The sequence below is a fragment of the Winogradskya humida genome (assembly GCF_016862215.1).
GTDB classification, from domain to species: domain Bacteria; phylum Actinomycetota; class Actinomycetes; order Mycobacteriales; family Micromonosporaceae; genus Actinoplanes; species Actinoplanes humidus.
In genome coordinates this window covers 70,655-95,649 of sequence record NZ_BOMN01000037.1, presented here as the reverse complement: position 1 = coordinate 95,649, position 24,995 = coordinate 70,655, and the positions used below count along the sequence as shown (strand labels likewise).

At 66.7% G+C, this 24,995-nt stretch carries 21 protein-coding genes and 2 tRNA genes; 15 read left to right on the top strand and 8 right to left on the bottom strand.

The genetic code is table 11. From position 1 onward, the window contains the following. Positions 1-216: 216 nt before the first annotated feature. From Ahu01nite_RS15845 to rpmH, 5 genes are all read right to left on the bottom strand, one after another. Complete coding sequence (locus tag Ahu01nite_RS15845; RefSeq protein WP_203837284.1) at positions 217-780, bottom strand: Jag family protein; 564 nt, start codon at positions 778-780, stop codon at positions 217-219. Positions 781-929: 149 nt separating this feature from the next. Beyond that, entirely contained in the window at positions 930-1,964 is a 1,035-nt protein-coding gene (gene yidC / locus Ahu01nite_RS15840) for a membrane protein insertase YidC (RefSeq protein ID WP_203837283.1), read from the bottom strand. A 1-nt stretch (position 1,965) separates the two neighbouring features. Then, the gene (gene yidD, locus Ahu01nite_RS15835; RefSeq protein ID WP_203837282.1) at positions 1,966-2,223 is read right to left on the bottom strand and encodes a membrane protein insertion efficiency factor YidD; all 258 of its coding nucleotides are present in this window, start codon (positions 2,221-2,223) and stop codon (positions 1,966-1,968) included. Further along, entirely contained in the window at positions 2,220-2,576 is a 357-nt protein-coding gene (rnpA, locus tag Ahu01nite_RS15830; protein ID WP_203837281.1) for a ribonuclease P protein component, read from the bottom strand. The genes yidD and rnpA overlap by 4 nt, the downstream gene beginning before the upstream one ends. A gap of 35 nt (positions 2,577-2,611) precedes the next feature. Beyond that, complete coding sequence (rpmH, locus tag Ahu01nite_RS15825) at positions 2,612-2,749, bottom strand: 50S ribosomal protein L34 (RefSeq protein ID WP_203837280.1); 138 nt, start codon at positions 2,747-2,749, stop codon at positions 2,612-2,614. A 623-nt stretch (positions 2,750-3,372) separates the two neighbouring features. On the opposite strand from rpmH, the gene dnaA reads away from it, so the two are divergent. The 5 genes from dnaA to Ahu01nite_RS15800 all read left to right on the top strand — a co-directional run bounded on the left by dnaA (position 3,373) and on the right by Ahu01nite_RS15800 (position 11,749). Beyond that, positions 3,373-5,193 (top strand): chromosomal replication initiator protein DnaA, encoded by a 1,821-nt coding sequence (gene dnaA, locus Ahu01nite_RS15820; protein ID WP_203837279.1) that lies wholly within the window; start codon positions 3,373-3,375, stop codon positions 5,191-5,193. A gap of 2,827 nt (positions 5,194-8,020) precedes the next feature. Then, positions 8,021-9,154 carry a DNA polymerase III subunit beta gene (gene dnaN, locus Ahu01nite_RS15815; protein WP_203837278.1) on the top strand — a complete coding sequence of 378 codons (1,134 nt, stop codon included), beginning with the start codon at positions 8,021-8,023 and terminating at the stop codon, positions 9,152-9,154. A 38-nt stretch (positions 9,155-9,192) separates the two neighbouring features. Then, positions 9,193-10,065, top strand: a complete 873-nt coding sequence (gene gnd, locus Ahu01nite_RS15810; protein ID WP_203837277.1) for a phosphogluconate dehydrogenase (NAD(+)-dependent, decarboxylating) — start codon at positions 9,193-9,195, stop codon at positions 10,063-10,065. A gap of 3 nt (positions 10,066-10,068) precedes the next feature. Beyond that, positions 10,069-11,196, top strand: a complete 1,128-nt coding sequence (recF, locus tag Ahu01nite_RS15805; RefSeq protein WP_203837276.1) for a DNA replication/repair protein RecF — start codon at positions 10,069-10,071, stop codon at positions 11,194-11,196. Next, positions 11,189-11,749, top strand: a complete 561-nt coding sequence (locus tag Ahu01nite_RS15800; RefSeq protein ID WP_203837275.1) for a DciA family protein — start codon at positions 11,189-11,191, stop codon at positions 11,747-11,749. The genes recF and Ahu01nite_RS15800 overlap by 8 nt, the downstream gene beginning before the upstream one ends. 137 nt (positions 11,750-11,886) lie before the next feature. On the opposite strand, the gene Ahu01nite_RS15795 is transcribed toward Ahu01nite_RS15800, so the two are convergent. Beyond that, positions 11,887-12,453 carry a hypothetical protein gene (locus Ahu01nite_RS15795; RefSeq protein ID WP_203837274.1) on the bottom strand — a complete coding sequence of 189 codons (567 nt, stop codon included), beginning with the start codon at positions 12,451-12,453 and terminating at the stop codon, positions 11,887-11,889. Between the two features lie 647 nt (positions 12,454-13,100). Between Ahu01nite_RS15795 and gyrB the strand changes: the two genes are divergently transcribed. From gyrB to Ahu01nite_RS15770, 6 genes are all read left to right on the top strand, one after another. Next, entirely contained in the window at positions 13,101-15,053 is a 1,953-nt protein-coding gene (gyrB, locus tag Ahu01nite_RS15790; RefSeq protein WP_203837273.1) for a DNA topoisomerase (ATP-hydrolyzing) subunit B, read from the top strand. A gap of 138 nt (positions 15,054-15,191) precedes the next feature. Beyond that, on the top strand, positions 15,192-17,702 hold the full coding sequence (gene gyrA / locus Ahu01nite_RS15785; protein ID WP_203837272.1) for a DNA gyrase subunit A: 2,511 nt from the start codon (positions 15,192-15,194) through the stop codon (positions 17,700-17,702). 3 nt (positions 17,703-17,705) lie between these two features. After that, on the top strand, positions 17,706-18,575 hold the full coding sequence (locus Ahu01nite_RS15780; RefSeq protein ID WP_203837271.1) for a DUF3566 domain-containing protein: 870 nt from the start codon (positions 17,706-17,708) through the stop codon (positions 18,573-18,575). Positions 18,576-18,675: 100 nt separating this feature from the next. Beyond that, a tRNA-Ile gene (locus Ahu01nite_RS15775) sits at positions 18,676-18,752 on the top strand. A 35-nt stretch (positions 18,753-18,787) separates the two neighbouring features. Beyond that, complete coding sequence (locus Ahu01nite_RS50385; protein ID WP_239158870.1) at positions 18,788-18,916, top strand: DLW-39 family protein; 129 nt, start codon at positions 18,788-18,790, stop codon at positions 18,914-18,916. Positions 18,917-19,105: 189 nt separating this feature from the next. After that, positions 19,106-19,178 (top strand) — tRNA-Ala (locus tag Ahu01nite_RS15770). Positions 19,179-19,818: 640 nt separating this feature from the next. Here Ahu01nite_RS15770 and Ahu01nite_RS15765 read toward each other — a convergent pair. After that, on the bottom strand, positions 19,819-20,412 hold the full coding sequence (locus Ahu01nite_RS15765; protein ID WP_203837270.1) for a TetR/AcrR family transcriptional regulator: 594 nt from the start codon (positions 20,410-20,412) through the stop codon (positions 19,819-19,821). Between the two features lie 134 nt (positions 20,413-20,546). On the opposite strand from Ahu01nite_RS15765, the gene Ahu01nite_RS15760 reads away from it, so the two are divergent. The 4 genes from Ahu01nite_RS15760 (at position 20,547) to Ahu01nite_RS15745 (ending at position 24,088) form a co-directional block, all read left to right on the top strand. Next, on the top strand, positions 20,547-21,656 hold the full coding sequence (locus tag Ahu01nite_RS15760) for an FAD-dependent monooxygenase (RefSeq protein ID WP_203837269.1): 1,110 nt from the start codon (positions 20,547-20,549) through the stop codon (positions 21,654-21,656). Positions 21,657-21,692: 36 nt separating this feature from the next. Beyond that, on the top strand, positions 21,693-22,244 hold the full coding sequence (locus Ahu01nite_RS15755) for a GNAT family N-acetyltransferase (RefSeq protein ID WP_203837268.1): 552 nt from the start codon (positions 21,693-21,695) through the stop codon (positions 22,242-22,244). A 249-nt stretch (positions 22,245-22,493) separates the two neighbouring features. Then, positions 22,494-23,624 (top strand): class I SAM-dependent methyltransferase, encoded by a 1,131-nt coding sequence (locus Ahu01nite_RS15750; RefSeq protein ID WP_239158869.1) that lies wholly within the window; start codon positions 22,494-22,496, stop codon positions 23,622-23,624. A gap of 65 nt (positions 23,625-23,689) precedes the next feature. Then, a complete protein-coding gene (locus Ahu01nite_RS15745; RefSeq protein ID WP_203837266.1) occupies positions 23,690-24,088 on the top strand; it encodes an NUDIX domain-containing protein in 399 nt (132 codons plus the stop codon). Positions 24,089-24,144: 56 nt separating this feature from the next. On the opposite strand, the gene Ahu01nite_RS15740 is transcribed toward Ahu01nite_RS15745, so the two are convergent. Continuing rightward, on the bottom strand, positions 24,145-24,933 hold the full coding sequence (locus tag Ahu01nite_RS15740) for a hypothetical protein (protein WP_203837265.1): 789 nt from the start codon (positions 24,931-24,933) through the stop codon (positions 24,145-24,147). Positions 24,934-24,995 lie beyond the last annotated feature (62 nt).

Genomic DNA, 24,995 nt, shown 5'->3' with positions numbered 1-24,995 from the left:
GGCCGCGAAAGCAGGCCCAGACGCAGACGCAGGCCCAGGCCCAGGCCCAGACGCAGGCTCAGGCACGGACGCAAGCTCAGGCACGGACGCAGGGGAGAGTTCGGGATTGGTGGGCTCGGGGCGTACTGAAATAGGGGCGGGAGAAGAAGACGGCCCGGGCGGAGAACCCGGGCCGTGCTTTCCCGCGCCGGAGCGTGGGTCTGTCATGAGATCAGATCAGCCGGCCGCGCTGATAACGATGCGCCGGTTGGGCTCGACGCCCTCGGACTCGCTCTCGACGCCCGAGATCGCGTTGACGACGTCGTGGACGCACTTGCGCTCGAAGGCCGACATCGGCTCGAGGCGGACATCGTCGCCGTGTTCCTTGACCTTCTCGACGGCGTTGCGGGCGACGGCTGCGAGCTCCTTGCGCCGCGTGGCGCGGTAGCCGCCGATGTCGAGGAGGAGGCGGCTGGGGGAGCCGGTGGCTCGGAAGATCGCGAGGCGGGTGAGTTCCTGGAGGGCTTCCAGGGTGGCGCCGCGCTGGCCGACCAGGGACTGGAGGCCGCCGCCGACGACCTCGACCATGGGGCGGCCGGCGGATACGAGCTCGTCGATGTCACCGTCGGCGTCGAGGACGTCGAGGAGGCCTTCGATGTAGTCGGCGGCGACCTCGCTCTGCTTGAACAGATCCGAGTCGGTCGTCACGTTCTCCGACTTCTTGGGCTCCTCGGTACCGGCCGGCTCCGTGGTGACGGCTGCCGTCGTCTCCTCGGTGCTGGGAGTGCTGGTGTCGGTCACGGTCTCATCTCCGTACTCTCGGGCCGGACCTGCTCGGTCCGCTGTTTCCCGCTCCGGCGGAGTCCATCGCCGACGCGGGGAGGTCTGTGTCGCCGCACCTCACCAGGGTCGCGCGCGGCCCGGCCTGATGTGGCCGGGCCGTCGCTGCGTCATCCCTTGGGTTTGGTGGCGGGCCGCGTGCCCTTCTTCGGGTTCATCGGCTTGGCGCCCGGCTTGGGCGCGAGGGCCTTCGTGTCGACGACCGGGGTCGCCGCTTCGGGCTCTGCCTGCTTGCGGCCGAAGAGGCCACGGCCGGCGGACTGCACCGGGCTCTTGGAACCGTTCTTCGCCACGGTCGTGCTGCTCGCGGGGCGGGCCGATGAGGTGCCGGCCTTCGCGTTGGCCATGGCCGGCGGCGGGAACTTGCGGAGCACCCACTGCTGCTGGGCGAGGCTGAACAGGTTGTTCGTGACCCAGTAGATGACCACGCCGATCGGGAACAGCGAACCGGAGACGAGCAGCGACAGCGGGATGCCGTACAGCATCAGGCGCTGGATCATCTTCTGCTGCGGGTCCTCGGCCCAGCCGGTCTTGAGGATCATCTGACGGCTGGTCAGGTAGGTGGTCGCCATCATCGTCAGCACCAGGATGCCGGCGATGATCTTCACCGTGACGCCGGCGCCCGTGTAGCCCAGCTGGGTCAGCTCGGCCGCTGAGGAGCCGAACTTGGCCGGGAGCGGAACCGTGAACAGCGCCGAGTGGGTCGCGTCACGGAACTGGTCGGCCGTCCAGCCGTACAGAGTGGGTCGCGGGTTGTCCGGGTTGAGCCGGCGCAACACGTGGAACAGGCCCAGGAAGACCGGGATCTGCAGGAACATCGGGAGGCAACCCATGAGCGGGTTGGCCTTCTCGACCTTGTAGAGCTCCATCATTTCTTTCTGGAGCGTCTCCCGGTCACCCTTGTGCTTCTCCTGCAGCTCCTTGACCTTGGGCTGCAATGCCTGCATGGCCCGCTGGGACTTGATCTGCTTGACGAAGACGGGGAAGAGGATGACGCGCAGCGTCACCACCAGGAAGACGATCGAGAGGATCCAGGCCCAGTTGGTGCCCAGTACCCGACCGTCGGAGATGCCGATCGCGTCCCAGAGTGCATGCCAGCGCAGGAGGATCCACGAAATGGCGTAGTAGATCCAGTCGAGACTCAATTCATGCTCCAGTCACATCGGCAGGACGGTGACGGATCGGGTCGGGCACGGGGTCGTACCCACCGGGGTGGAAGGGGTGACACCGCAACAGCCGCCAGATCGCGAGGCCGGTTCCGTGGAGCGCGCCGTGCTTCGCGAGCGCCTCCTGGGCGTACGCGCTGCACGAGGGGTAGAACCGACAGCGGGCCGGCAGCGCCGGGCTTATATACCGACGGTACGCGACGATCGGCGCGGTCAGCAGGCGGGCAACGGGTGTCATCGCCGCCGCCTGGGCGACCGAGCAGCGGCAATCGCCGCGTCCAGGTCGGTGCCGAGCGTCTCGAAGGACGCTGCGGCCGAGGAAGGTAAGGCCCGCACGACCAGCGAGGCGCCCTCGGGCAACTCGCCGAGCCGGGGTCGGACAAGGTGACGCAACCGTCGGCGGACCTTGTTACGGACCACTGCGTTGCCCACTGCTTTGGATACGACAAAGCCGGCGCGCGCCTCGGAGGCTTGCGCCGGCTCGTCGAGAAGCAGGTGGACGACCACGGTGCCACGGCCGGCACGGCGGCCATTACGGACCGCTGCGGCGAAGTCGCTGCTACGCCGCAGTCGTTGCGCTGCGGCCAGCACGACTACCTGGGCATCCGGCCCGTCAGCTGTCGGCTCTAGGCCGACAGCTTGGCGCGGCCCTTGGTGCGACGCGTCGAAAGGATGGCGCGGCCGGCACGGGTGCGCATGCGCAGCCGGAAGCCGTGGGTCTTGGCACGCCGGCGGTTGTTCGGCTGATAGGTGCGCTTGCTCACGTCAGAACTCCGTCTTCGTACTACGTCCAGGGGGCATCAAGCTGCAAGACGCCACTTTAGCAGAGCGCGGCGGAGCAACCGCCCGAGACTACGCAGGGCCGATGTCGCGGTCAACTGTTTCGACCGCGAACGCGGCGCGTGCGGTACCGTCCGTCACCCAGGTCGGTGGCGGCGCGCACGGAGTGAATCTTTTCGTGCCAAGCCTGCCCCGGGGTGGGTACCGCCGGTTGATGCAGGGGTGGCAGCGCTGTTAGCGTGCCCGTTTGCTGGTCTTCAGCGCCGCCGGTCGCACCGGCCTCATCAGTGACACCGATCTCATCGGTGGCACCCGAGGCAGGAACCGGACGAGGCGGTGAATCGTTCGGCACGGTGAGCCTGTTTTCCCGCGCCAGCACAGGCTCCGGGAAGTCTGCCGACCATCCGGCCGGGGAGCGAATACCGACGAGTGCACAGGTTGTGGATAACCTGTGGACAAGCCGGTGCGCCGTGCACGTTCAGCACGTTGGATGTGCTGGCTTGGGGGGTCAAGCCGGTCCGTCGCCCACAAGGGTGACGTAGCGGCAGAGGCGGAAGCCGAACAAGGCCACCGGGTAATTCCGGTTGGCGATGGGGGTGGCGCGGCGGTGGCCGACACGGTCGACCTTGGCGGGGTCTGGGCTGCGGCTACGGACGAGTTGGCGGACGAGATCGCGTCCGCTCAGCAGCGCGCCTACCTGCGGCTTACCCGTCTACGCGCCATCGTCGAGGACACTGCGCTCCTCTCGGTCCCGGACACGTACACCCGCGACGTGATCGAGTCGCGGCTGCGTCTCGCGATCACCGAAGCTCTCTCCCGGCGACTCGGCCGGCCCATCCAGGTGGCCGTCACGGTCCGCCCGCCGGAGGACGGTTCGGGACGTCCCGGCACGGTCTACGGCACCCCGCCGCCGGAGCCGCCCACGCAGCCTCCGGCGCATTACGCGGACCCTCAGCCCCCGGCGTACCCGGATCGTTATCCACAGCCTTCGGCCTATGACGCGCAGGCCTACGACGACGGCCCGACCGGCTCTGCCCAGGTGCCCTTCGCCCACGGTGTGCCGCAGGCGCGCGACGGCCAGGAGGCCCTCTTCGCCGCGCCGCTGCCCATGGGCCAGCCGGAGCAGGCCAAAAACACCCTCGCCGAGGAAAAGCCGAAGGCCGACCCTCCGCGTCAGGTCCCGCACTACCAGGACAGCCAGAACGACGCCGTCGGCCACCGGATGGCCGGCGAGCAGTCCCAGCTGCGTGACAACCAGCGCCGCTCCGACGACCGCATGGGAATGCAGGGTCAGGACCGCCGCGACGACACCCTGCAGATGCGTCACGGCGGCGACAACGGTCCCGGCCGCTCGCCGCTCGGCAACCAGCAGGGCGGTCAGCGCCCCGGCGGCAACGACGGCAACCGGCTCAACCCGAAGTACATGTTCGAGACGTTCGTCATCGGCTCGTCCAACCGTTTCGCCCACGCGGCGGCGGTCGCGGTCGCGGAGTCGCCGGCGAAGGCGTACAACCCGCTCTTCATCTATGGCAGCTCCGGCCTGGGGAAAACCCACCTGCTGCACGCCATCGGTCACTACGCCACGACGCTCGGTCACGCCCGCAGCGTCCGCTACGTCTCGACCGAGGAATTCACCAACGACTTCATCAACAGCCTGCGCGACGACAAAACGCAGGCCTTCCAGCGCCGCTACCGCGACGTCGACATCCTGCTGATCGACGACATCCAGTTCCTGGAAAACCGCGAGCGCACCCAGGAAGAGTTCTTCCACACTTTCAACACGCTCCACAACGCGAACAAGCAGATCGTGATCAGCTCGGACCGCTCCCCGCGCCAGCTGGCCACCCTCGAAGACCGCATGCGAACCCGTTTCGAATGGGGCCTGCTCGCGGACATCCAGCCCCCCGACCTGGAAACCCGCATCGCAATCCTGCAGAAAAAGGCCGCCCAGGAGCGCATGTACGCGCCCGACGACGTCCTCGAATTCATCGCCTCCCGGGTCTCGAGCTCCATCCGCGAACTCGAAGGCGCCCTCATCCGGGTAACAGCTTTCGCCAGCCTCACCCGTTCCACGGTGCAACTCTCCCTGGCCGAAGAAGTCCTCCGCGACTTCATGCCCGACGGCGGCGGCCCAGAAATCACCGCGGACCAGATCATGGTCTCCACAGCGGACTATTTCGGCGTGAGCCTCGAAGACCTCCGAGGCCACTCCCGCTCAAGAGTCCTGGTCAACGCCCGCCAGGTCGCCATGTACCTGTGCCGAGAACTCACCGACCTCTCCCTGCCAAGAATCGGCCAAGCCTTCGGCGGCCGAGACCACACCACAGTCATGCACGCCGACCGCAAAATCCGCCAGCACATGGCCGAACGCCGTTCCCTCTACAACCAGATCGCAGAACTAACAAACCGCATCAAACAAAACACCTGACACCTATAAGTACGCCCAACGACACCCCCAACCGCACCCCCACGAACCCACATCCCGGCCCAGGCCGTAACCACTCCATGCCGTCCCCCGCCGCCGGGCATCCCTGCAACACCGTCTCGCCTGCAACAAGGCCTCACCTGCAGCGCCGTCGTGACTAGAGCGCCGTCGTGCCTACAGCTCCGCTCCACCAGGCTGCCCACTCAGCACCCACGCCATCCGCGCGAGCAAATAGGCTGACGGCCGCCAATTGATCGTGTCCTGCCCCGATCTGGATGACGCCCCTGTTAGCACTCGCCCAGGCGAATCCCCGTGTCAATAAAGTCGACACTCATCCACATTGGTACTAAATCACCACTACACATCCACGCACGGCGCTGCCACTCACCGACGCCCCTGTGCACAACCGGCCCAAGCCACCACCCCCGCGTCGCCAGCACTTGATCCAGCGAACCCCTTGGCCTCGCGCTCCGTTCAGCACACCTAGCGTCACGCTCCGAACAGCACACCGGCATCGCAGTCCAGCCAGCATCACAACAAAATGCCTATCCCTAGCCGGAATGCCTGCTATCCCTAGCCGGTCGGTCCCCAGCCCAAAGCCCCCGCCACGCAGCCAACGGTTGCCGACCACAGCCACAACCAGCGCCGCGAAGGCTCAAACCAGCGGTATTGGCCAAAGTGATGCAAACCAACGGCAGCACAAGGGTCCCGGTCCCACCCAAAGCTAAAGACCGCATCGAGTTCGCAACCGTCCGACGGTTTCAGCTCCCCGGCGAGGATCCGCAGCAGAGTGGTCTTCCCCTCCGCCACTCGCTCCCAACGTAAGCAGCACCACAACCCAAACCAGCCAAATGCGAGCCACCGCACCGAACCACCCCCGGTCCAACCCGGCCATCGCGCTTCCAAGGCCAACAGATTGACGGCCTAACAACCTGCCGAGCCAAGAAACTGCCGAGCAGGGGGCGTGTGACAGGCCAGGGGGCGTGTGACAGGCCAGGGAACTTGCTGGCCGTGGGCCTGGCTGGCCGAGGGGCTGACAGGACGAGGGGCTGACGAGCTGACCGGCTCCCACCAGGCCGGCTTACCGTGGCGGGCAGCAACCACCGCACCACCGCACCACCGCGCCGCCGACACCGCCGACACCGCCGACAGGAGACTGCCGGGCCAAGGGGTTGACCGCCCGGAAACTGCCGGGCCGAGAAGTTGACCGGCCGGAGAATGCCGGGCCGACGAGCCAACAAGCTGCCCAGCCGACGGGTACTACGTCCTTGATGGTCTGAAGCCTGAGCATCTACGCGCCAACCTGCGCGCAACCGCCAGTCCGAAATCCACACCACCCGCGCCCCGCAGCAAAGCTCACCCCACCACCGCTCGCACCACCACCACGCGCTCACCAATTACTCGCGCACACCATCGCGCTCAACTCACTACCGCGCACACCACCACGCGCAACTCGCTACGGCGCGTTCCCCGTGGCAAGCAACACCGCCGCGCGTTCCCCGTAACAAAGCAACCACCACCGCGCGCTCACTCTCTACCGCGCGTTCCCGCAGTAAGCGCCCACCACTCCCGCGCTCACCCACCACCCGCGCACTCACTCACCACCGCGTGTTCCCCCCGCGGCAACCCGACGCCCCAGGCACTCGCCGCAGCATTAACACAAGGCCGCCCCCATGACCGCCACCCCGCCACAACGGCCAACCCGCCGGCCAGTAACCCCACGCCGGATCCCCGACCACTTCCACAGCCGCCCCGTCACCCCGCCGCGCTCCGCGCAACCCCGGCCCGCAACCCCGGCCCGTCGCCCCGGCCCGTCGCCCGGCCCGCAACCAAGAACGCGTCACCCAATCCCCGCCCCCAGCCGGCTCAGTCCAAAGCGGACCCACCCACAACAACGCCCCTCCGGCATCCCCAGGCAGCAAATCGGCCACCCACCGCCGAAATCCGCAGTCCTTCCCCTCCTCGCCAGAAAATTCCCCTCCCGCCGCCCTCAGCCGCCCTGGGGACAAAGGCCGGCATCGGCCTGAACTGCGCAGACGCAAAGTTGTGCACCGGTTATCCACATCCCGGTCCACAGCGGTGGCCGAAATGTCTGTCCAAGGGGGAGGTTCGCCGAGCCGTCGGAAGGGCTGGTCACAGGCACTTTGATCCTGGTTTTGTCAACGGTAGGACGGGACCGTTTCGTGCCAACGTTATCCACACTAATTCACAGGCATCCACAGGTTGTTGTCCCCAACGGTGGATAACTTTGGGGCCGGTTACCCACAGATGTGGACCGACCCTGGGGAAATCGATGTGGATAATCACTGAGCGTCACAAAGTTTTCCACCTACCCCCACTGGATGTGGAAACCCTGTTGAAGGTTCTGTGGACGACGTGTCGGTAGCGTCCCGGCGTCATCCACAGGTCGGGGGACAAACCCGGTGGATATCCGGTGGATAACCGGTGGACAACGGTGGACAACTTCGGTCGGGTCGCCGACTGTGGACAACCAGCTCGGTTCGTACCCTGGTTACCCACATGTGAATCACCGGTGGATAACTCTCTGACCTGCGACAACACGAGATATCCACACTATGCACAGGACCGATGATTACGACTGTTCTCTCTCCCGGAAAATTTGAAGATCAATCATCAAGGCTGGGGAAGGTGTGGATGAGTTGCTTGAGGCTCGATCCGGGCTCGGGTCAACTTCTCAGCACCGGGGGGCGGGCGGACGCATGACCACCGCTCGCCATAGAGTCAGAGGGCTCCATCAGCACATCCGAAGCTGGCTCGTTGAGCAGACGAGCAGTCAGAGAAGTCAAGAAAGTGACGCGGAGGGCATGGCATGAAGTTCCGGGTGGAGCGTGACGTACTCGCCGACGCCGTGGCGTGGACGGCTAAGAGCCTCCCCAGCCGACCGTCGGTGCCGGTTCTGGCGGGCGTCATGCTCCGCGTGACCGACGGCAAGCTGCAGGTCTCCGGCTTCGATTACGAGGTCTCGAGTCAGGTCTCCGTGGAGGTGCAGGCCGACGCCGACGGCGCCGCCCTCGTCTCCGGTCGCCTGCTCGCCGAAATCACCAAGGCACTGCCGGCCAAGCCGGTGGACATCGCGGCGGTCGGCTCCCACCTGGAGCTCGTCTGCGGCAGTGCCCGCTTCACCCTCCCGGTGATGCCTGTGGAGGATTACCCGTCGCTGCCGGACATGCCCTCCAGCGCGGGCACGGTCGACGCGCAGACGTTCGCTGTCGCCGTTGCCCAGGTCGCCATCGCGGCCGGTCGGGACGAGACGCTGCCGATGCTCACGGGTGTGCGGGTCGAGCTCGACGGTTCGACGATGACGATGCTCGCCACCGACCGTTACCGGCTGGCCATGCGCGAGCTCGAGTGGAACCCGGACGACCCCGAGATCAGCCTCAACGCGCTCATCCCGGCGAAGACGCTGAATGACACCGCGAAGGCCATGGGTCCCGTCGGTGGCGCTGTGACGCTCGCCCTATCTCAGGGCAACGCCGGGGAGGGCATGGTCGGCTTCGCCGGCGGCGCACGGCGCACCACGAGCCGCTTGCTGGACGGAGCCAACTACCCGCCGGTGCGCTCGATCTTCCCGTCGACGCAGAACGCGCACGCGAACGTCAGCGTCGCCGGTCTCGTCGAGGTAGTTCGCCGGGTCGCCCTGGTGGCCGAGCGCACGACCCCTGTGCTGCTGAGTTTCAGCGAGGATGGCCTGGTCGTCGAGGCTGGTGGCACCGAGGAAGCACGGGCCAGCGAGGCCATGGAGGCAGCCTTCACCGGTGAGCCGCTGACCATCGGCTTCAACCCGCAGTACCTGATCGACGGTTTGCAGAACCTCGGCGCGTCGACCGCCGTACTCTCATTTGTCGACGCTTTCAAGCCCGCTGTGATCTCCCCCGCAGATGAAGACGGCGAAATCAAGCCCGGATACCGCTATCTGATCATGCCTATTCGGGTAACTCGCTGATACTGGGCCTGAAGAAACACTCACCTAGGGGGAACACCATGCAGCTCGGCCTAATCGGGCTCGGCCGGATGGGCGGCAACATGCGCGATCGCCTGCGCGCCGCCGGCCACGAAGTGGTCGGCTTCGACCACCACCCGGATGTCACTGACGTCGCGAGCCTCGAGGAGCTTGTCAGCAAGCTCGCCGCGCCGCGCGTCGTCTGGACGATGGTTCCGGCCGGTCAGATCACCGAAGACACGATCAACGAGCTCGCGGGCCTGCTGTCCGAGGGCGACGTGATCGTCGACGGTGGCAACTCGAAGTTCACCGATGACGGCCCGCGTGCCGAGCGTCTCGCCGTCAAGGGCATCGGCTACCTGGACTGCGGCGTCTCCGGTGGCGTGTGGGGCGCGACCAACGGTTACGCACTGATGGTCGGCGGCGACGCCGACAACGTCGCGAAGGCGCAGCCGATCTTCGACGCGCTCAAGCCGGCCGGCCCGTACGGCTTCGCGCACGCCGGTCAGGTCGGTTCCGGCCACTACTCGAAGATGATCCACAACGGCATCGAGTACGCGATGATGCAGTCGTACGCCGAGGGTTACGAGATCCTCAAGGCGGCCGAGCTCGTCGACGACGTACCCGCCGTCATCAAGAGCTGGCGGGAGGGCAGCGTCGTCAAGTCGTGGCTGCTCGACCTGCTGGACCGGGCCCTCGACGAGGACCCGGAGCTGGCGAACATCCGCGGCTACGCGGAGGACACCGGTGAGGGCCGCTGGACCGTCGACGAGGCCGTGCGTCTCGCCGTGCCGGCCAACGCCATCGCGGCGTCGCTGTTCGCCCGGTTCCAGTCGCGCCAGGAGGACTCGCCGGCAATGAAGGCGATCGCCGCTCTGCGCAACCAGTTCGGCGGCCACGCCGTCAAGCGCTGATCCATGTACGTGCGCCGGGTCGAGCTCACCGACTTTCGTTCGTACGAGCGGGTGGCGGTCGATCTCGACCCCGGCGTCGCCGTTCTGGTTGGCCAGAACGGCATGGGTAAGACGAACCTGATCGAGGCCCTCGGGTATGTGGCCACCTTGGACAGTCACCGGGTGGCCACCGACGCGCCGCTGGTCCGGGCGGGCGCGACCTCGGCCGTGATCCGGTGCGAGATCGTCCACGATGGACGTCAGCTCCTGGTGGAGCTCGAGATCGTGCCGGGCAGGGCCAACAGGGCAAGGCTCAACAGATCGCCGGTACGCCGTTCGCGCGAGATCATCGGCGCCCTGCGCATGGTGCTTTTCGCCCCGGAGGACCTCGAGCTCGTCCGCGGTGACCCCTCGGAGCGCCGCCGCTACCTAGACGACCTGCTCGTCGCACGTCAGCCCCGCTACGCCGGGGTGCGCGCCGACTACGACCGTGTCGTGAAGCAACGTAACGCGCTGCTGCGGACCGCGTACCTCACTCGCAAGGTCGGTGGGACGCGCGGGCAGGACCTCTCGACGCTCGCCGTCTGGGACCAGCACCTCGCCCAGCACGGTGCGGAGCTGCTGGCCGGCCGGATCGAGCTGGTGGCGGCGCTCGGCCCGCATCTGACCAAGGCGTACGACGCGGTCGCGGCCGGACGAACGTCAGCTTCCATCGCGTACACCTCAAGGTTGGGTGACGGCCTGGCGCCGGACCGCCCGGCCCTGCAGGAAGCCATCCTCGCCTCGCTCGAAGAGCGACGCTCCGCGGAGATCGAGCGGGGGGTCACCCTGGTCGGACCGCACCGCGACGATCTCACCCTGGCCCTGGGAGAACTTCCGGCCAAGGGGTACGCGAGCCACGGCGAATCCTGGTCGTTCGCGCTCGGCCTGCGACTGGCGGCGTACGACCTCCTGCGCACCGACGGCATCGAACCGGTCCTGATCCTCGACGACGTCTTCGCCGAGTTGGACGCCGGTCGCCGGGAACGCCTTGCGGCCCTGGTCGCGGACGCCGCACAGTTGCTGGTGACGTGCGCGGTGCCGGAGGATGTGCCGGCGACCCTCCAGGGGGCCCGCTACGACGTCGGACCAGGAACGGTGACCCGTGTCTGAGGAGAGCGGCAAAAAGCCACCAGCGGCCGCCACAGAGGGCGCGGAGGCCCCCAAGGTCGCCGGGCCTGAGCTTGCGCGCGCCGTGCTGGACGCCGCGCTCGCCAAGCGGCGGGTGTCACAGCAGCACCGCCGGCGTACAGAAATCGATCAAGCCAGCGGCAAACGCCTGCGCGGCTACTCAGGTCCGGGCCCCGACCCCCGCGACCCGCAGCTCTTCGGCTCGGTCCTGGCAAACATCATGAAACAGCGAGGCTGGCAAAAGCCGGCCGCAGAAGCCACAGTCTTCGGCGCCTGGGAAAAGGTCGTCGGCGAGGACATCGCCAAACACAGCCGCCCCCTGAAACTCGAGGACGGCATCCTGGAGGTCGAGGCCGAGTCCACAGCCTGGGCCACCCAACTGCGCCTACTAACGGCCCGCCTGCTCAAGAGCATCGCCGCAGAAGTCGGCCACAACGTCGTAAAACGCCTCAACATCCACGGCCCAGCAGCCCCCTCCTGGAACAAGGGCCCCCGCCGAGTCCAAGGCCGAGGCCCCCGCGACACCTACGGCTGAGGCACCCCACGGCTCCTGTTGGTGAGGAGCGAATTGCCGCGCTGATGAGTTCGGGCCCAAAATCGGCCAGGCGAAGCCGACGTCGATTTTGGGCCCGAACTCATCAGCTCCCAGCGGCGCATGAGCGATCGAACTAATTAATAGTCAGCGAATACCGCGTAGCCTCGGTCGGCGCAGCGGCGGTAGAAGCCGGAGAGGATTGCCAGCTCGGTGCGGGCGAAACTCCAGTGGGGGGCATTTCCCGCTTCGTCGCGCAAGGCGGTCAGGCGCTGGTCGAGCCAGCGCAGTTGCTGCTCGGCGAGCCGGCCGCCGGCGACGGCCTCGCGCATGACGGTGGCGACGCTGTCGAAGGTGACGAGGTCGCCGTAGGGCTGGTGGCCCTCGACGAAGCGCTCGACGCCGCCCGCGATCCAGGCGCAGCCGTCCGGGTCGATGACCGGGTCCTCGTCCTCAGCCGCGGCGTCAGTGGCGTAGAGCACACCTTCAAGCCCGAACAGAAGATCAACTAGCTCTGTGTACGCGGTAGCGCGCACCGTGCCGGTCTTGGCGATGTGCAACGCCAGGGCGGCAGTGGGCGCGGCGATGTCCGGTGCGTCCGCGACGGCGCCGAAGTCGACGAACTCCGCCGGGGCCACCGGGTCGTAGAACCGGTTTGTCCGTGGCCAGAGCACAGCCACGTTGTCCAGCCCCTTGTCGTGCGCCATGGGGCCCCACCCTTCCTCGACCTGCCGGCTGTGACCGCCCGGAGGGAACCTACCCACCGGTTTGCGGGCCGTCCGGCCTTGCCCCCGGCCCGCGCGGGCGAGGTTACGACACTGCCGTACGCCTTCGCGAGGCAGTGTCGAGGACGACTGACTGTCGTCAAGCAGTGTCGCAGCGCGTGGCGTTCGGCCGCGGCAGGCGCGCCCCGGCCGCCGTCTGCCCGATGGTTCGCCGTTGCGGAGGGGCCGCAATCCGTGTAGGGGGACCCGTGGGAGCGGCCCTTCTCCGCGCTACGGCAATCTGAGGTGCCCGCACGAGGGTGCCGGACCCCCAATAGCTGGCCCCGACGGAGTAGAATCGACGGAGACCGGGAAAGTCACTCCCGTGTCGGAGATTCCATGTCGATAAACCCGGCGTCTATGTCGGCAAACCCGGCTCGGGCAACCTTCGTCACGCTACGCGATTTTTCCAGCCGATCACGATCCGCGGGACGTCCGCGGCGACCGGCGCGCTCGGCTCCACCGGTGGTCCGCCTGCTCTCCGCGGCTCGCTCGACTGTGGCAAGCCCTGCCCGCCGGCTCTCCGCCGGCCGCTCCGCCAACCCCGTGACCGGGCCCTTCAGGGGACCGGTGCGAGAAAGTGGCCGAGGGTGGCAGAGAACAAGCAGGAATACGGTGCCGGTTCCATCACCGTGCTCGAGGGTCTCGAGGCGGTCCGCAAGCGCCCCGGTATGTACATCGGATCGACGGGCGAGCGTGGCCTGCACCACCTGGTCTGGGAAGTCGTGGACAACGCCGTCGACGAGGCGCTCGCGGGCTACTGCGACACCATCGACGTGCGGCTGCTGGCCGACGGTGGTGTCTCGGTCACCGACAACGGCCGCGGTTTCCCGGTCGACCTGCACCCGAAGCTGAAGAAGCCCGGTGTCGAGGTCGCGCTGACCGTCCTGCACGCCGGTGGCAAGTTCGACGGCAAGGCGTATGCCGTCTCCGGTGGTCTGCACGGTGTCGGTGTCTCCGTGGTCAACGCGCTGTCCACGAAGATGTTCCTGGAGATCAACAAGTCGGGCAACGTCTACCGGCAGCACTACACCGCGTCCAAGCCGGGCCCGCTGGAGAAGGGCGAGGCGACCGACAAGACCGGTTCGATGGTGCAGTTCTGGCCCGACCCGACGATCTTCGAGACCATCGAGTTCGACTGGCAGACGATCTACCGCCGCATCCAGGAATACGCGTTCCTCAACAAGCGGCTGACGATCCACCTGGCCGACGAGCGCACCGACCACCTGGACGAGAACGGCAAGGGCCGCGAGGTCACCTTCATGTACGAGAACGGCATCGCCGACTTCGTACGTCACCTGAACGCCACCAAGACCCCGATCCACAAGTCCGTGATCGAGTTCGAGGCCGAGGCGAACGACGAGGGCATGGCTCTCGAGATCGCCATGCAGTGGAACGAGTCGTACGGCGAGTCGGTCTACACGTTCGCCAACACGATCAACACCCACGAGGGTGGCACCCACGAGGAGGGCTTCCGGGCCGCGCTGACGAGCATCGTCAACCGTTACGGCGTGGAGAAGAAGTTCCTCAAGGGTGACGAGAAGCTCTCCGGCGAGGACATCCGCGAGGGTCTCGCCGCGATCATCTCGGTGAAGCTGGCGAACCCGCAGTTCGAGGGTCAGACGAAGACGAAGCTCGGCAACACCGACATGAAGAGCTTCGTGCAGAAGATCGCCAACGAGCGGATCGCCGACTGGTTCGACCGCAACCCGGCCGACGCGAAGCAGATCATCACCAAGGCCTCGCAGGCGGCCCGCGCGCGGATCGCCGCCCAGCAGGCCCGCAAGCTGGCCCGGCGCAAGTCGCTGCTCGAGTCCGGCTCGATGCCGGGCAAGCTGGCCGACTGCCAGTCGACCGACCCGCGGGTGTCGGAGCTGTTCATCGTCGAGGGCGACTCGGCCGGCGGTTCGGCCAAGCAGGGCCGCGACAGCCAGATCCAGGCGATCCTGCCGATCCGCGGAAAGATCCTCAACGTGGAGAAGGCCCGGATCGACCGGGTCCTGAAGAACAACGAGGTCCAGGCGCTGATCACCGCACTGGGCACCGGCATCCACGAGGAATTCGACGTCGCCAAGCTGCGCTACCACAAGGTCGTGCTGATGGCGGACGCCGACGTCGACGGCCAGCACATCCAGACGCTGCTGCTGACCCTGCTGTTCCGCTTCATGCGGCCGCTGGTCGAGCTGGGCCACGTCTACCTGGCAGCCCCGCCGCTCTACAAGATCAAGTGGAACAAGCGCGGAGACGACGCCCAGTACGCGTATTCCGACGCCGAGCGCGACGGACTGATCGCCCTGCGTCAGCAGAAGAAGGCGAACGCCAAGCCGGACGACATCCAGCGGTTCAAGGGTCTCGGCGAGATGAACTTCCACGAGCTGTGGGACACGACGATGGACCCGTCGACCCGCACGCTGCGTCAGGTGACTCTCGACGACGCTGCAACGGCGGACGAGTTGTTCAGCGTCCTTATGGGTGAGGACGTCGAAGCCCGCCGCTCATTCATCCAGCGCAACGCCAAGGATGTTCGCTTCCTGGACATCTGATCCTGGAGTGAGCGGCGTCTCACGACGTCGCTCACCTCGGGTTATGCACAGCGTTTCACTGATTTCCACAGCGTTATCCACAGCGAGATGCGTGTTTCAAGCCCGTTTGTCGGGTTTGACCGTGAGTAAGGGTTAACTGTGACGGATACTCCCGAGAACCCCGCCGAGGAACCACAGGACGTCGTCGGCGGCGGTGTCGGCCAGCGGGTCGAGCCGGTCGGCCTCGAGGTCGAGATGCAGCGCTCGTACCTCGACTACGCCATGAGCGTCATCGTCGGGCGCGCGTTGCCGGACGTCCGCGACGGACTCAAACCGGTGCACCGCAAGATCCTGTTCGCGATGTACGACTCCGGGTTCCGCCCGGACCGCGGCTACGTCAAGTGCGCGCGTGTCGTCGGCGACGTGATGGGCAACTACCACCCGCACGGTGACTCGTCGATCTACGACGCACTCGTCCGGATGGGCCAGCCCTGGTCCCTGCGGTACCCGCTGATCGACGGCAACGGCAACTTCGGCTCGGCGGGTAACGACCCGCCGGCCGCCATGCGCTACACCGAGTCGAAGCTCTCGCCGCTCGCCATGGAGATGCTGCGGGATATCGACGAGGACACCGTCGACATGCAGGACAACTACGACGGCCGGGCCAAGGAGCCCACGATCCTGCCGGCGCGGTTCCCCAACCTGCTCGTCAACGGCTCCGAGGGCATCGCGGTCGGCATGGCCACCAAGATCCCGCCGCACAACCTGCGCGAGATCGCCGCGGCCGTGCAGTGGCGCCTCGACAACCCCGAGACCGACGAGGCCACGACGCTCGAAGCGCTGCTGGAGATCGTCAAGGGTCCCGACTTCCCGACCAAGGGCCTGATCGTCGGTCAGCAGGCGATTCAGGACGCCTACCGCACGGGTCGCGGGTCGATCCGGATGCGCGCGGTGGTCGAGGTCGAGGAGGACGCCCGGGGCCGGCCGTGCCTGGTCGTCACCGAGCTGCCCTACCAGGTCAACCCGGACAACCTCGCCGAGCGGGTCGCCGAGCTGGTCAAGGAGGGCAAGCTCACCGGGATCGCGGACATCCGGGACGAGTCGTCCGGGCGTACGGGCATGCGGTTGATCCTGGTCCTGAAGCGCGACGCGGTCGCCAAGGTGGTCCTCAACAACCTGTACAAGCACACGCAGCTGCAGGAGACGTTCGGCGCCAACATGCTGGCGCTGGTCGACGGTGTGCCGCGCACGCTCAACCTCGCGCAGTTCATCACGTACTACGTGGACCACCAGATCGAGGTCATCCGCCGGCGGACCGCATACCGCCTGCGCAAGGCCGAGGAGCGCGCGCACATCCTGCGCGGCCTGGTCAAGGCGCTGGACATGCTCGACGAGGTCATCGCCCTGATCCGGCGCTCGCCGACGGTCGACGACTCGCGCCAGGGCCTGATGCAGCTGCTCGAGGTCGACGAGATCCAGGCCAACGCCATCCTGGACATGCAGCTTCGCCGGCTGGCCGCTCTCGAGCGCCAGAAGATCGTCGACGAGCTCGGCCGCATCGAGCTGGAGATCGCGGATCTGCAGGACATCCTCGCCAAGCCGGAGCGGCAGCGGGCGATCGTCTCCGAGGAGCTCGCCGAGATCGTCAACCGGTTCGGCGACGACCGCAAGACCCAGATCATCCCGTTCGACGGCGAGGTCTCGATGGAGGACCTCATCGCGCGCGAGGACGTTGTGGTGACGATCACACGGACCGGTTATGCGAAGCGTACGAAGGTCGACCTCTACCGGTCGCAGAAGCGCGGCGGCAAGGGCGTGAGCGGCGCAACCCTGCGCCAGGACGACATCGTCAGCCACTTCTTCGTCATCTCGACGCACTCCTGGATCCTGTTCTTCACGAACAAGGGCCGGGTTTACCGGGCGAAGGCGTACGAACTGCCCGAAGCCAACCGGACGGCGAAGGGTCAGCACGTCGCCAACCTGCTCGCCTTCCTGCCGGACGAGCACATCGCGCAGATCATCCAGATCCCGAATTACCAGGTCGAGCCGTACCTTGTGCTCGCCACCAAGAATGGCCTCGTGAAGAAGACCCGACTCGAGGAATTTGACTCCAACCGCAGCGGTGGCATCATCGCCGTGAACCTGCGGGAGGATGACGAGTTGGTGGGCGCTGCACTGGCGGCACCGGAGAACGATCTTCTCCTGGTGTCCAAGAAAGCCCAGGCCATCCGCTTCAACGCGACCGACGAGGCGCTGCGGCCGATGGGACGGGCGACGTCCGGTGTCATCGGCATGCGCTTCGGCGACAACGACGAGCTACTCGCGATGGAGGTGGTTCGTGATGGCATGGACGTTTTGGTCGCCACCAATGGCGGGTATGCCAAGCGGACGCCGATCGAGGAGTATCCCGTGCAGGGACGGGGCGGCAAGGGCGTGCTGACCGCCAAGATCACAGAGCGTCGTGGTGGTCTGGTCGGAGCGCTCGTGATCGATCCTGAGGATGAATTGTTTGCCATCACCAGCAATGGTGGTGTCATCCGGACTCCCGTGAAGCCTGTACGGCGCACACGGGATCGGAACACAATGGGGGTCAAGCTGATGGACCTCCCAGAAGGTGTAACCATCGTGGCGCTTGCTCGCAATGCCGACGAGCCTGACGAACAGGACTAGTTGATGCCGGAGACACAGGCGAAGTCGGGGGGTCCGGGGTCCTCGGCGACACCCGGCGATGCGGAGCCGAAGAAAGACGGCGCCGCATCGAGCGGGCGCGCGACGGTCCCCGCGGACCCTTCGTCCACGCCGAAGTTCACTCGCGCCCCGGGGATGCCCCCGCCGCCGGGTGAACCTGCCGCCGACAGCGAAAGCCCGGCCGATGGCAAACGGCCGGGCGGCCCTGCGGGTGCGAAAGGATCGGCCAGTGTGCCGATCGTCACCAAGGGCAAGAGCGGCGGCACCGGAACGCAGGGCACCCAGCCCGGACGCGCGTCGGTAACCCCGCCCCCCGCCCAGCCCGCAACGGCCCCGCAGCGACCCGGAGAGGCCCCCAAACGCCCCTCCGGCGCGGCAACGGTCAGCGCCGGCGGTGGTGCTGGTGCCGTGGGCGCCGCCCGGGTGTCCGAGGCTGTCCGCTCGGCCCGCTCGACGGTCTCCTCGGCCGCCGCCCGCGGGCCCCGCCGGGCCCGCCTGAACCTCAAACGGATCGACCCCTGGTCCGTCATGAAGTTCGCCTTCGCCGTCTCCGTCGTCCTGTTCATCGTCGTGGTCGTGGCCACCTCGGTGCTCTACCTGGCCCTCGACGCCATGGGTGTCTGGGGCGAGGTCAACACCAGCCTCGAATCCCTCGTCAACGCCAGCGGCGGCACCGACGCGGCAACCGGCGGCGGCTTCCGCATCACCGCCTGGGGCGTCATCGGCACCTCGATGCTCATCGGCGCGGTCAATGTGGTCCTCTTCACCGCACTGGCCACGCTCGGCGCGTTCATCTACAACGTCTGCGCCGACCTGGTCGGCGGCGTCGAGCTCACGCTCGCCGAACGCGACTAAAGCCGCAGGTCAAACGGGTAGCGGTCGCCGCCTTCGCGCGGCGGCCGCCCCCGATTTGGGTACGGCGAGGCGGTTACGGTAATCTTCGTATCGCTGTTGAGGGGCTATAGCTCAGTCGGTTAGAGCGCAGAGCTGATAACTCTGAGGTCGATGGTTCGATTCCATCTAGCCCCACCACACAGTCCTCCACCGCACAGCCAAGGGGACCGGCCATGCTGAAGAAGCTCTTGATCGTCGCCGGCGTTATCGGCGCGACGGCCCTGGTCGTCAAGAAGGCCAAGGCCTCCAGCGACGAGCGAGCCCTCTGGCATGAAGCCACCACGGCACCCGACCTGCGATAAGGCCACCTCGGTCGGGCCAGCTTCGACAGGGCAGATATTGTCGGAGCCAGCTGGGGTGACGTCAGCCTGGGTGAAGTCAGCCTGGGTCAGGCCAGCCCCACCGGGTCAGCCTAATTGCGCCAGCTCGGCGAGGTCGGCGCAGTCAGGATGAGGGCGAACGGTCTTCACTGACAAAGAGCAGCACAACTTGGGGCCCTAGCTCAATTGGCAGAGCACCGCCTTTGCAAGGCGGGGGTTAGGAGTTCGATTCTCCTGGGCTCCACGAGACATCCTGGCATCCCTCTACCCGCTGAGTTCGCGGGTGGGGGGATGTCTCGTTTTGTCTGCTACCGGGGGCCGAGCCCCCGGACGCCCCCACGGTGCGGTGGTGCTGCCTGGTGGGTTGCTTGCGCTTCAGCCCGCGGACTTAGCGGGTTGCTTGCGCTTCAGCCCGCGGACTTAGCGGTTGCTTGCGCTTGGGATCGCGGACTTGGCGGTTGCTTGCGCTTGGGATCGCGGTGGTGACGTCGTTCTCGACTCCTGGCGGGCAACTTCGGCCAACCGGCTGGGTGGGATCGTGGCCGTTCACGGCATTCTCACTTTGATCTAGAGCCTTGCCGATTTAGCAGGTCTTGCCGCGCGACTCCGCCTGACCGTGTCGCGCTGACCGTGTCGCGCTGACCGTGTCGCGCCGGCCGTGTCGCGCTGACCGACCGGGCGCGGCCTTTAGAGGCTGCGGGTGAGCGGTGCCTGTTGCCCTCGTTGGTGCCGCACGTGATGACGGGTGTCACATTCTTCCGCGATAAGAAACTTTGCGTATCTTATGAGCGCTCAGTAGGCTGGCTTTAGATACGAAAAGTTTCTTAGTGAGGGTGCGGTTCGTGGTTCTTGGGGCGCAGGCACCGGGCGGCTGAGCGGCTGGGTCAGGTGGGTTGGCTGGTGGCTAGGGGGAGGAAGATTGTGTCGACGATCTCGATGATGTCCTCGTCGGGTACGGCCTGCGACGTCATGAGGAGTTCGTGCCGGAAGAGATCCTCCGGAAGTCGAACGATGCGCCAGGTGAGTTTTGCCGGGTTGACCTCGCCGCGGGCGACGGCTCGGGCGACGATTTCCTCCATCGCGGATCGTTGGCCGGTCGTCAGGGATGTGCGCAGGTCGTCGATGGTGGTGCCGGTCGCGCGGTGGAGGTCGCTGAGTTGGGCGATCAGGGCCGAGGCGAGGGCGACGCGACGTGTGTTGACTTGGCGCAGCAGCGCGATGACGTCGTCGCGCAGACCGCCGGTGTCCGGGGCGGTGATCGGGTCTCGTCCGGCGATGTGCAGCAGTGCTGCACGCACCAGGTCGCCCTTGGTCGGCCAGCGGCGGTAGACCACGGATTTGCTGGTCCCCGCCCGCTCGGCGACGCTCTCCGGGCTGAGGAGCTCATAGCCGCGATCCGTCAGCTCTGCCCAGGTTGCGTCGAGTAGTGCGTCGTCGAGCGCGGCACCTCGCCGGCGTCTCGCTGGTGTGGGTTCCATCGCGAGCCTCCGCCTCACCGTCAGCGCGGCGAATCGTACCGACGTCTGAAAAAGATACTTCCAGTTTCTTACAGCTGCGACGGTGGAGCACGTCGATCGCGAGTGACCACCATCCGTACCGAAAGAGGCATGTCATGCGCATCCTCGTCTCCGGAGCCGGAATGGCCGGGCTTGCCGCCGGTATCAACCTCGGCGCCACCGGCAACGACGTCACCATCGTCGAGCGCGCCGGCCACCTGCGGGTCAACGGCTCACCCGTCGACGTGCGCGGCGACGCTCTCGGCATCGCCCGCTCGATGGGCATCCTTGAGCAGATCCACGCCCGCCGGGTGACCATGACCGAGCGGGCCCAATTCATCGACGCTTCCGGGGATGTGGTCGCCGAACTGCCCGTCAGCGAGATCAGCGACTCCGACCAGGACATCGAGATCCCTCGTGAGGACCTCGCCCACGTTCTGCATGAGGCGCTGACCGGCACGACGTCGCTCATATTCGCCGAATCCATCGCCGAGCTTCATGACGACGGCGCCGGCGTCGAGGTCACCTTCACCTCCGGCAAACGGGACCGCTTCGACCTGGTCGTCGGCGCCGACGGACTGCACTCGCTGACCCGGCGGCTCACCTTCGGGCCTGAGTGCGACTTCCTCAAACACCTCGGCTTCTACGTCGCCCTCACCGAGCTGCCCAGCCAGCAGGACAGCGGTCGTACCAGCCCGTTCCTCTCCTGGCCCGGTCACCTGATCGGCATCGCCCACTACAACGACACCGCGCTCGGCGTCCTGAACTTCCGCTCCGACTGGATCGAGTACGACTACCGCGACCTCGACGCTCAGAAACGCATCCTGCTCGACGCCTTCGCCGGGCACGAGGAATGGCGCGTACCCGAGATCCTTGATGCCGTGCGCAGCGACCCGGAACTGTATTTCGACTCCGTCAGCCAGATTCACATGCCGACCTGGCACAAGGGCCGCGTCGTGCTGGTCGGCGACGCCGCGCACTGCGCCTCCAACCTGTCCGGCCGCGGTGCCTCCCTGGCGATCACGGGCACCTGGCTGCTCGCTCAGGCTCTGCTCAAACACCCGGAAAACCTCAAAGCGGCATTCGACGAGTACGAGCACAGCCAGCGTCCCTACGTCACCCGCGCCCAGGACAGCGCCGGGCCCGGCGGCGACCTCCTCATGCCCGCCACCCAGCAGGCGCTGGACGAACGCAACGAACGACTCCGTGCCATGACTCGAGGATGAACTGCTGCCGGAGGCCGGGGCTCGTAGGGTGTGGGGATGTTTTTTGTTGATCTGGGGGGTGGGGGCGAGCTTCGTCCCCTGGAGCCTTGGCAGGGCGCGGAGTTTCTGGCTCACATGGATCGGGCTCGGGAGAGTGTTGATCCTTGGATTCCCTGGGCCTCGCTGAGCCACGATCTTGAGTCGGCGACGGCGCGGTTGCAGCGGTATGCGGATCTGGCTGCCCGGGATGCTGGGCGGCTGTACGGGATCTGGCTCGACGGGGTGCTGGTGGGCGGGACGATGTTTGTGTCGTTCGATGTGGCCAACGGGGTTTGTGAGGTCGGGTGCTGGACCGAGCCTGCGGGGAGTGGGCGGGGGCTGGTGACCAGGGCTGTGCGGGTGCTGATCGAGTGGGCGTTCGTGGAGCGCGGGATGTACCGCGTGGAGTGGCACTGCCGGCCCGACAACACGGCGAGCAGTGCGGTGGCTCGGCGGGTGGGGATGACCCTGGACGGCGTTATCAGACAGAACTATCCGTATCGCGGTGTTCGGTACGACAGCGAAGTTTGGTCGGTTCTGGCTCCTGAGTGGAAGTCGGGGGCGGTCTGAGGCGAGTCCTCGATCACAAAGCGGGATTCAGGTCTTCTGCAGAGAAGGTTGCCGGGTGGATATTTAGCAGGTCTAACCATTCGGGGAGGTGCGATGTCTACTTCCACCGCGACCAAGCTTCTTGGCCTGCTTGAGAGCCTGCTGCAGGCCCCGCTACCCGTCCGGCTCCGTGCCTGGGACGGCTCTGAGGCGGGACCGCCAGAGGCACCAGTTCTGATCGTTCGGCACCGTCGGGCACTGCGTCGATTGATGTGGCAGCCCAACGAACTCGGGCTCGCCCGGGCGTACGTGTCGGGGGATCTTGATGTAGAGGGTGACCTCTATGACGCGCTTCACCGGCTTGCGTCCCTGATCTGGGGGTCTGCTCCGGAGCCGCGATCCCTGCCGAAGGCCGAGGTCGCCGCTGACCTGCTGCGCCTGGGAATTGTCGGGCCGCAGCCCAAGCCGCCCGCCGAAGAGATCGCGATGCAGGGCACCCGGCACAGCAAACGTCGCGACCGGCAGGCGATCAGTCATCACTACGACGTCGGCAACAATTTCTACGAGATCGTGCTGGGCGAGAGCATGGTCTACTCCTGCGCCTACTGGACCGGTGATTCGCCCGATTACGGCCTGGCCGATGCGCAGCGCGACAAACTCGATCTGATCTGTCGCAAGCTTGAGCTCAAACCCGGGATGCGGCTGTTGGATGTCGGCTGCGGCTGGGGAAGTCTCGCCCTGCACGCTGCCCTGGAGTACGGCGTTGATGTGGTCGGCGTCACCCTCTCGACCGAGCAGGCCGAATACGCCCGCAAGCAGATCGCCGAAGCCGGGCTGACCGCGCACGTCGAGATCCGGGTGCAGGACTACCGGGACATCGAGGACGGACCTTTCGACGCCATCTCCAGCGTGGGGATGGCCGAGCACGTCGGAACCGGACCGTACGCGGAGTACGCCGGGATTCTCTACCGCCTGCTCAAGTCCGGTGGGCGGCTCCTCAATCACCAGATCGCCGCACTGCACCCGGATCCCGAGCCGGCATCGGGGCGCAAACAGCGGAGCTTCATCGACGCGTACGTTTTCCCTGATGGCGAGCTGGCACCGGTAGGCACCACGGTCAGCCTTCTGGAGAATGCCGGCTTTGAGGTACGCGATCTGCAGGCACTCCGCGAGCACTATGCCCGGACCCTGCGCGCATGGGTCGCGAACCTAGAAGCCGAGTGGTCCACGGCTGTGAACCTGACCACGCCTGGACGGACGCGGGTGTGGCGGCTCTACATGGCAGCGTCGGCGATCGCGTTCGAGCAGGGCCACATCGGCGTGAACCAAGTTTTGTGTGTCAAGTCACTCCGAGATGGCACAAGTGGCATGGCTGCGACGCGAGCGGGGTGGCTGGCATGATTTCTTCGCGTCTGCGTACCCGTTCCGTTACGCACCGGCCCGGTTGACGTGAGTAGCCTTCACTCGTGAGTGGACGGAAACGTGCCGCTGCCATCATCGTGCGGGACCGGCGGGTGTTGATGGTGCATGAGCGGAGCCGGCGTGAAGGACTTCGGGAGTGGTGGACACTGCCCGGAGGTGGGATCGATCCGGGCGAGACGGCGGAGGACGCCGTGCGCCGGGAGGTGCTGGAGGAGGTAGGTCTGGTCGTCAAAGAGGCCAGATATTTGCAGGACGTGCCGTACCCGTCGGGAATGACCTCGATTTTCGCCTGCACCGTCGCGGACGGTGAACCGGAACTCGGCCCGCACATCGACGGCCCGGAACCGATCGGCCTGCAGTGGGTCCCGCTGCCCGACGTGCAACCGAGCGACAGCGGCCTGCTGCCCGTGCCCCCGATGATCGTTGCGCTTCCGCTCGACTGAGCCGGCCGGGTCGACGTTGCCGCGTCCGACCCGGCCGCTTGGCTGACTGCTGAGGGTCAGACCGGCTCGGCGGGGGCTTCCTGGCGGTGCGGAACGGCCTGGATCTGGGGCGCAGCGTCGTGCGGGCGCAGATCTGGGACGTCCGGCTTCGGCGTGGTGTCGTGCGGGCGCGGATCTGGGACGTCCGGCTTCGGCGTGGTGTCGGTGGCGCGCAAGCTGTCCGGGTTGTCGAGCTGGTAGTCGTGCGCGCGTTCCGTGCCTGGCGTGGTGTCGCGCGTGTGTGGACCCGTGACGGGGGCCGGCTTCGGCGTGGTGTTGTGCTGACGTGAGCTGGTGGCGTCCGTGCGGGGGTCTGTGACGTTCGGGTTCCGGGCTGGGTCTGGGTGCGCTGGTGTCGCGAGCTCAGTCGTTTCTGCTGGCGCTCTGGTGGGCGCGGTTGCTGGGTCGGTGGTGGCTGGGTCGGGCGGGTCCGAGATGGTTCTGTAGCGCTCTGCGACGAAGTAGGCGCAGCTGAGGGCGTACCCGAGAGCTAGCAGAAGACCGACGGCTCGGACTGTTGTAGGGGCGACGGCCAGGAGGGTTGCGCTCAGCGCGCCGCCCGCCCAGCTTGCGAGCAGGACGGTGTTGACCGTGTCCTGCGGCGCCCAGCCGTCAACGTTGCGCCGGCGTGCCTGACGTTGGAGTTCGGTGAGAAGGGCGTGGCCCATGCCGACAGCGAGCATGCCGAGCAGCACGGTGGCGAAGACGGAATGTGCACCGCCGGCGACGGCGGCTACAGCTGTGCCGCCGGCTAGCAGGGCGAGGCCACTTACGGTCCCGACCCGGGCGCTACGTCTCTCCTTCACATCCAGTGACAGTCGGCAAGATCTGGCCGGGTCTTAGGTCGGCGCAGCCTGTTCCCGGTCGG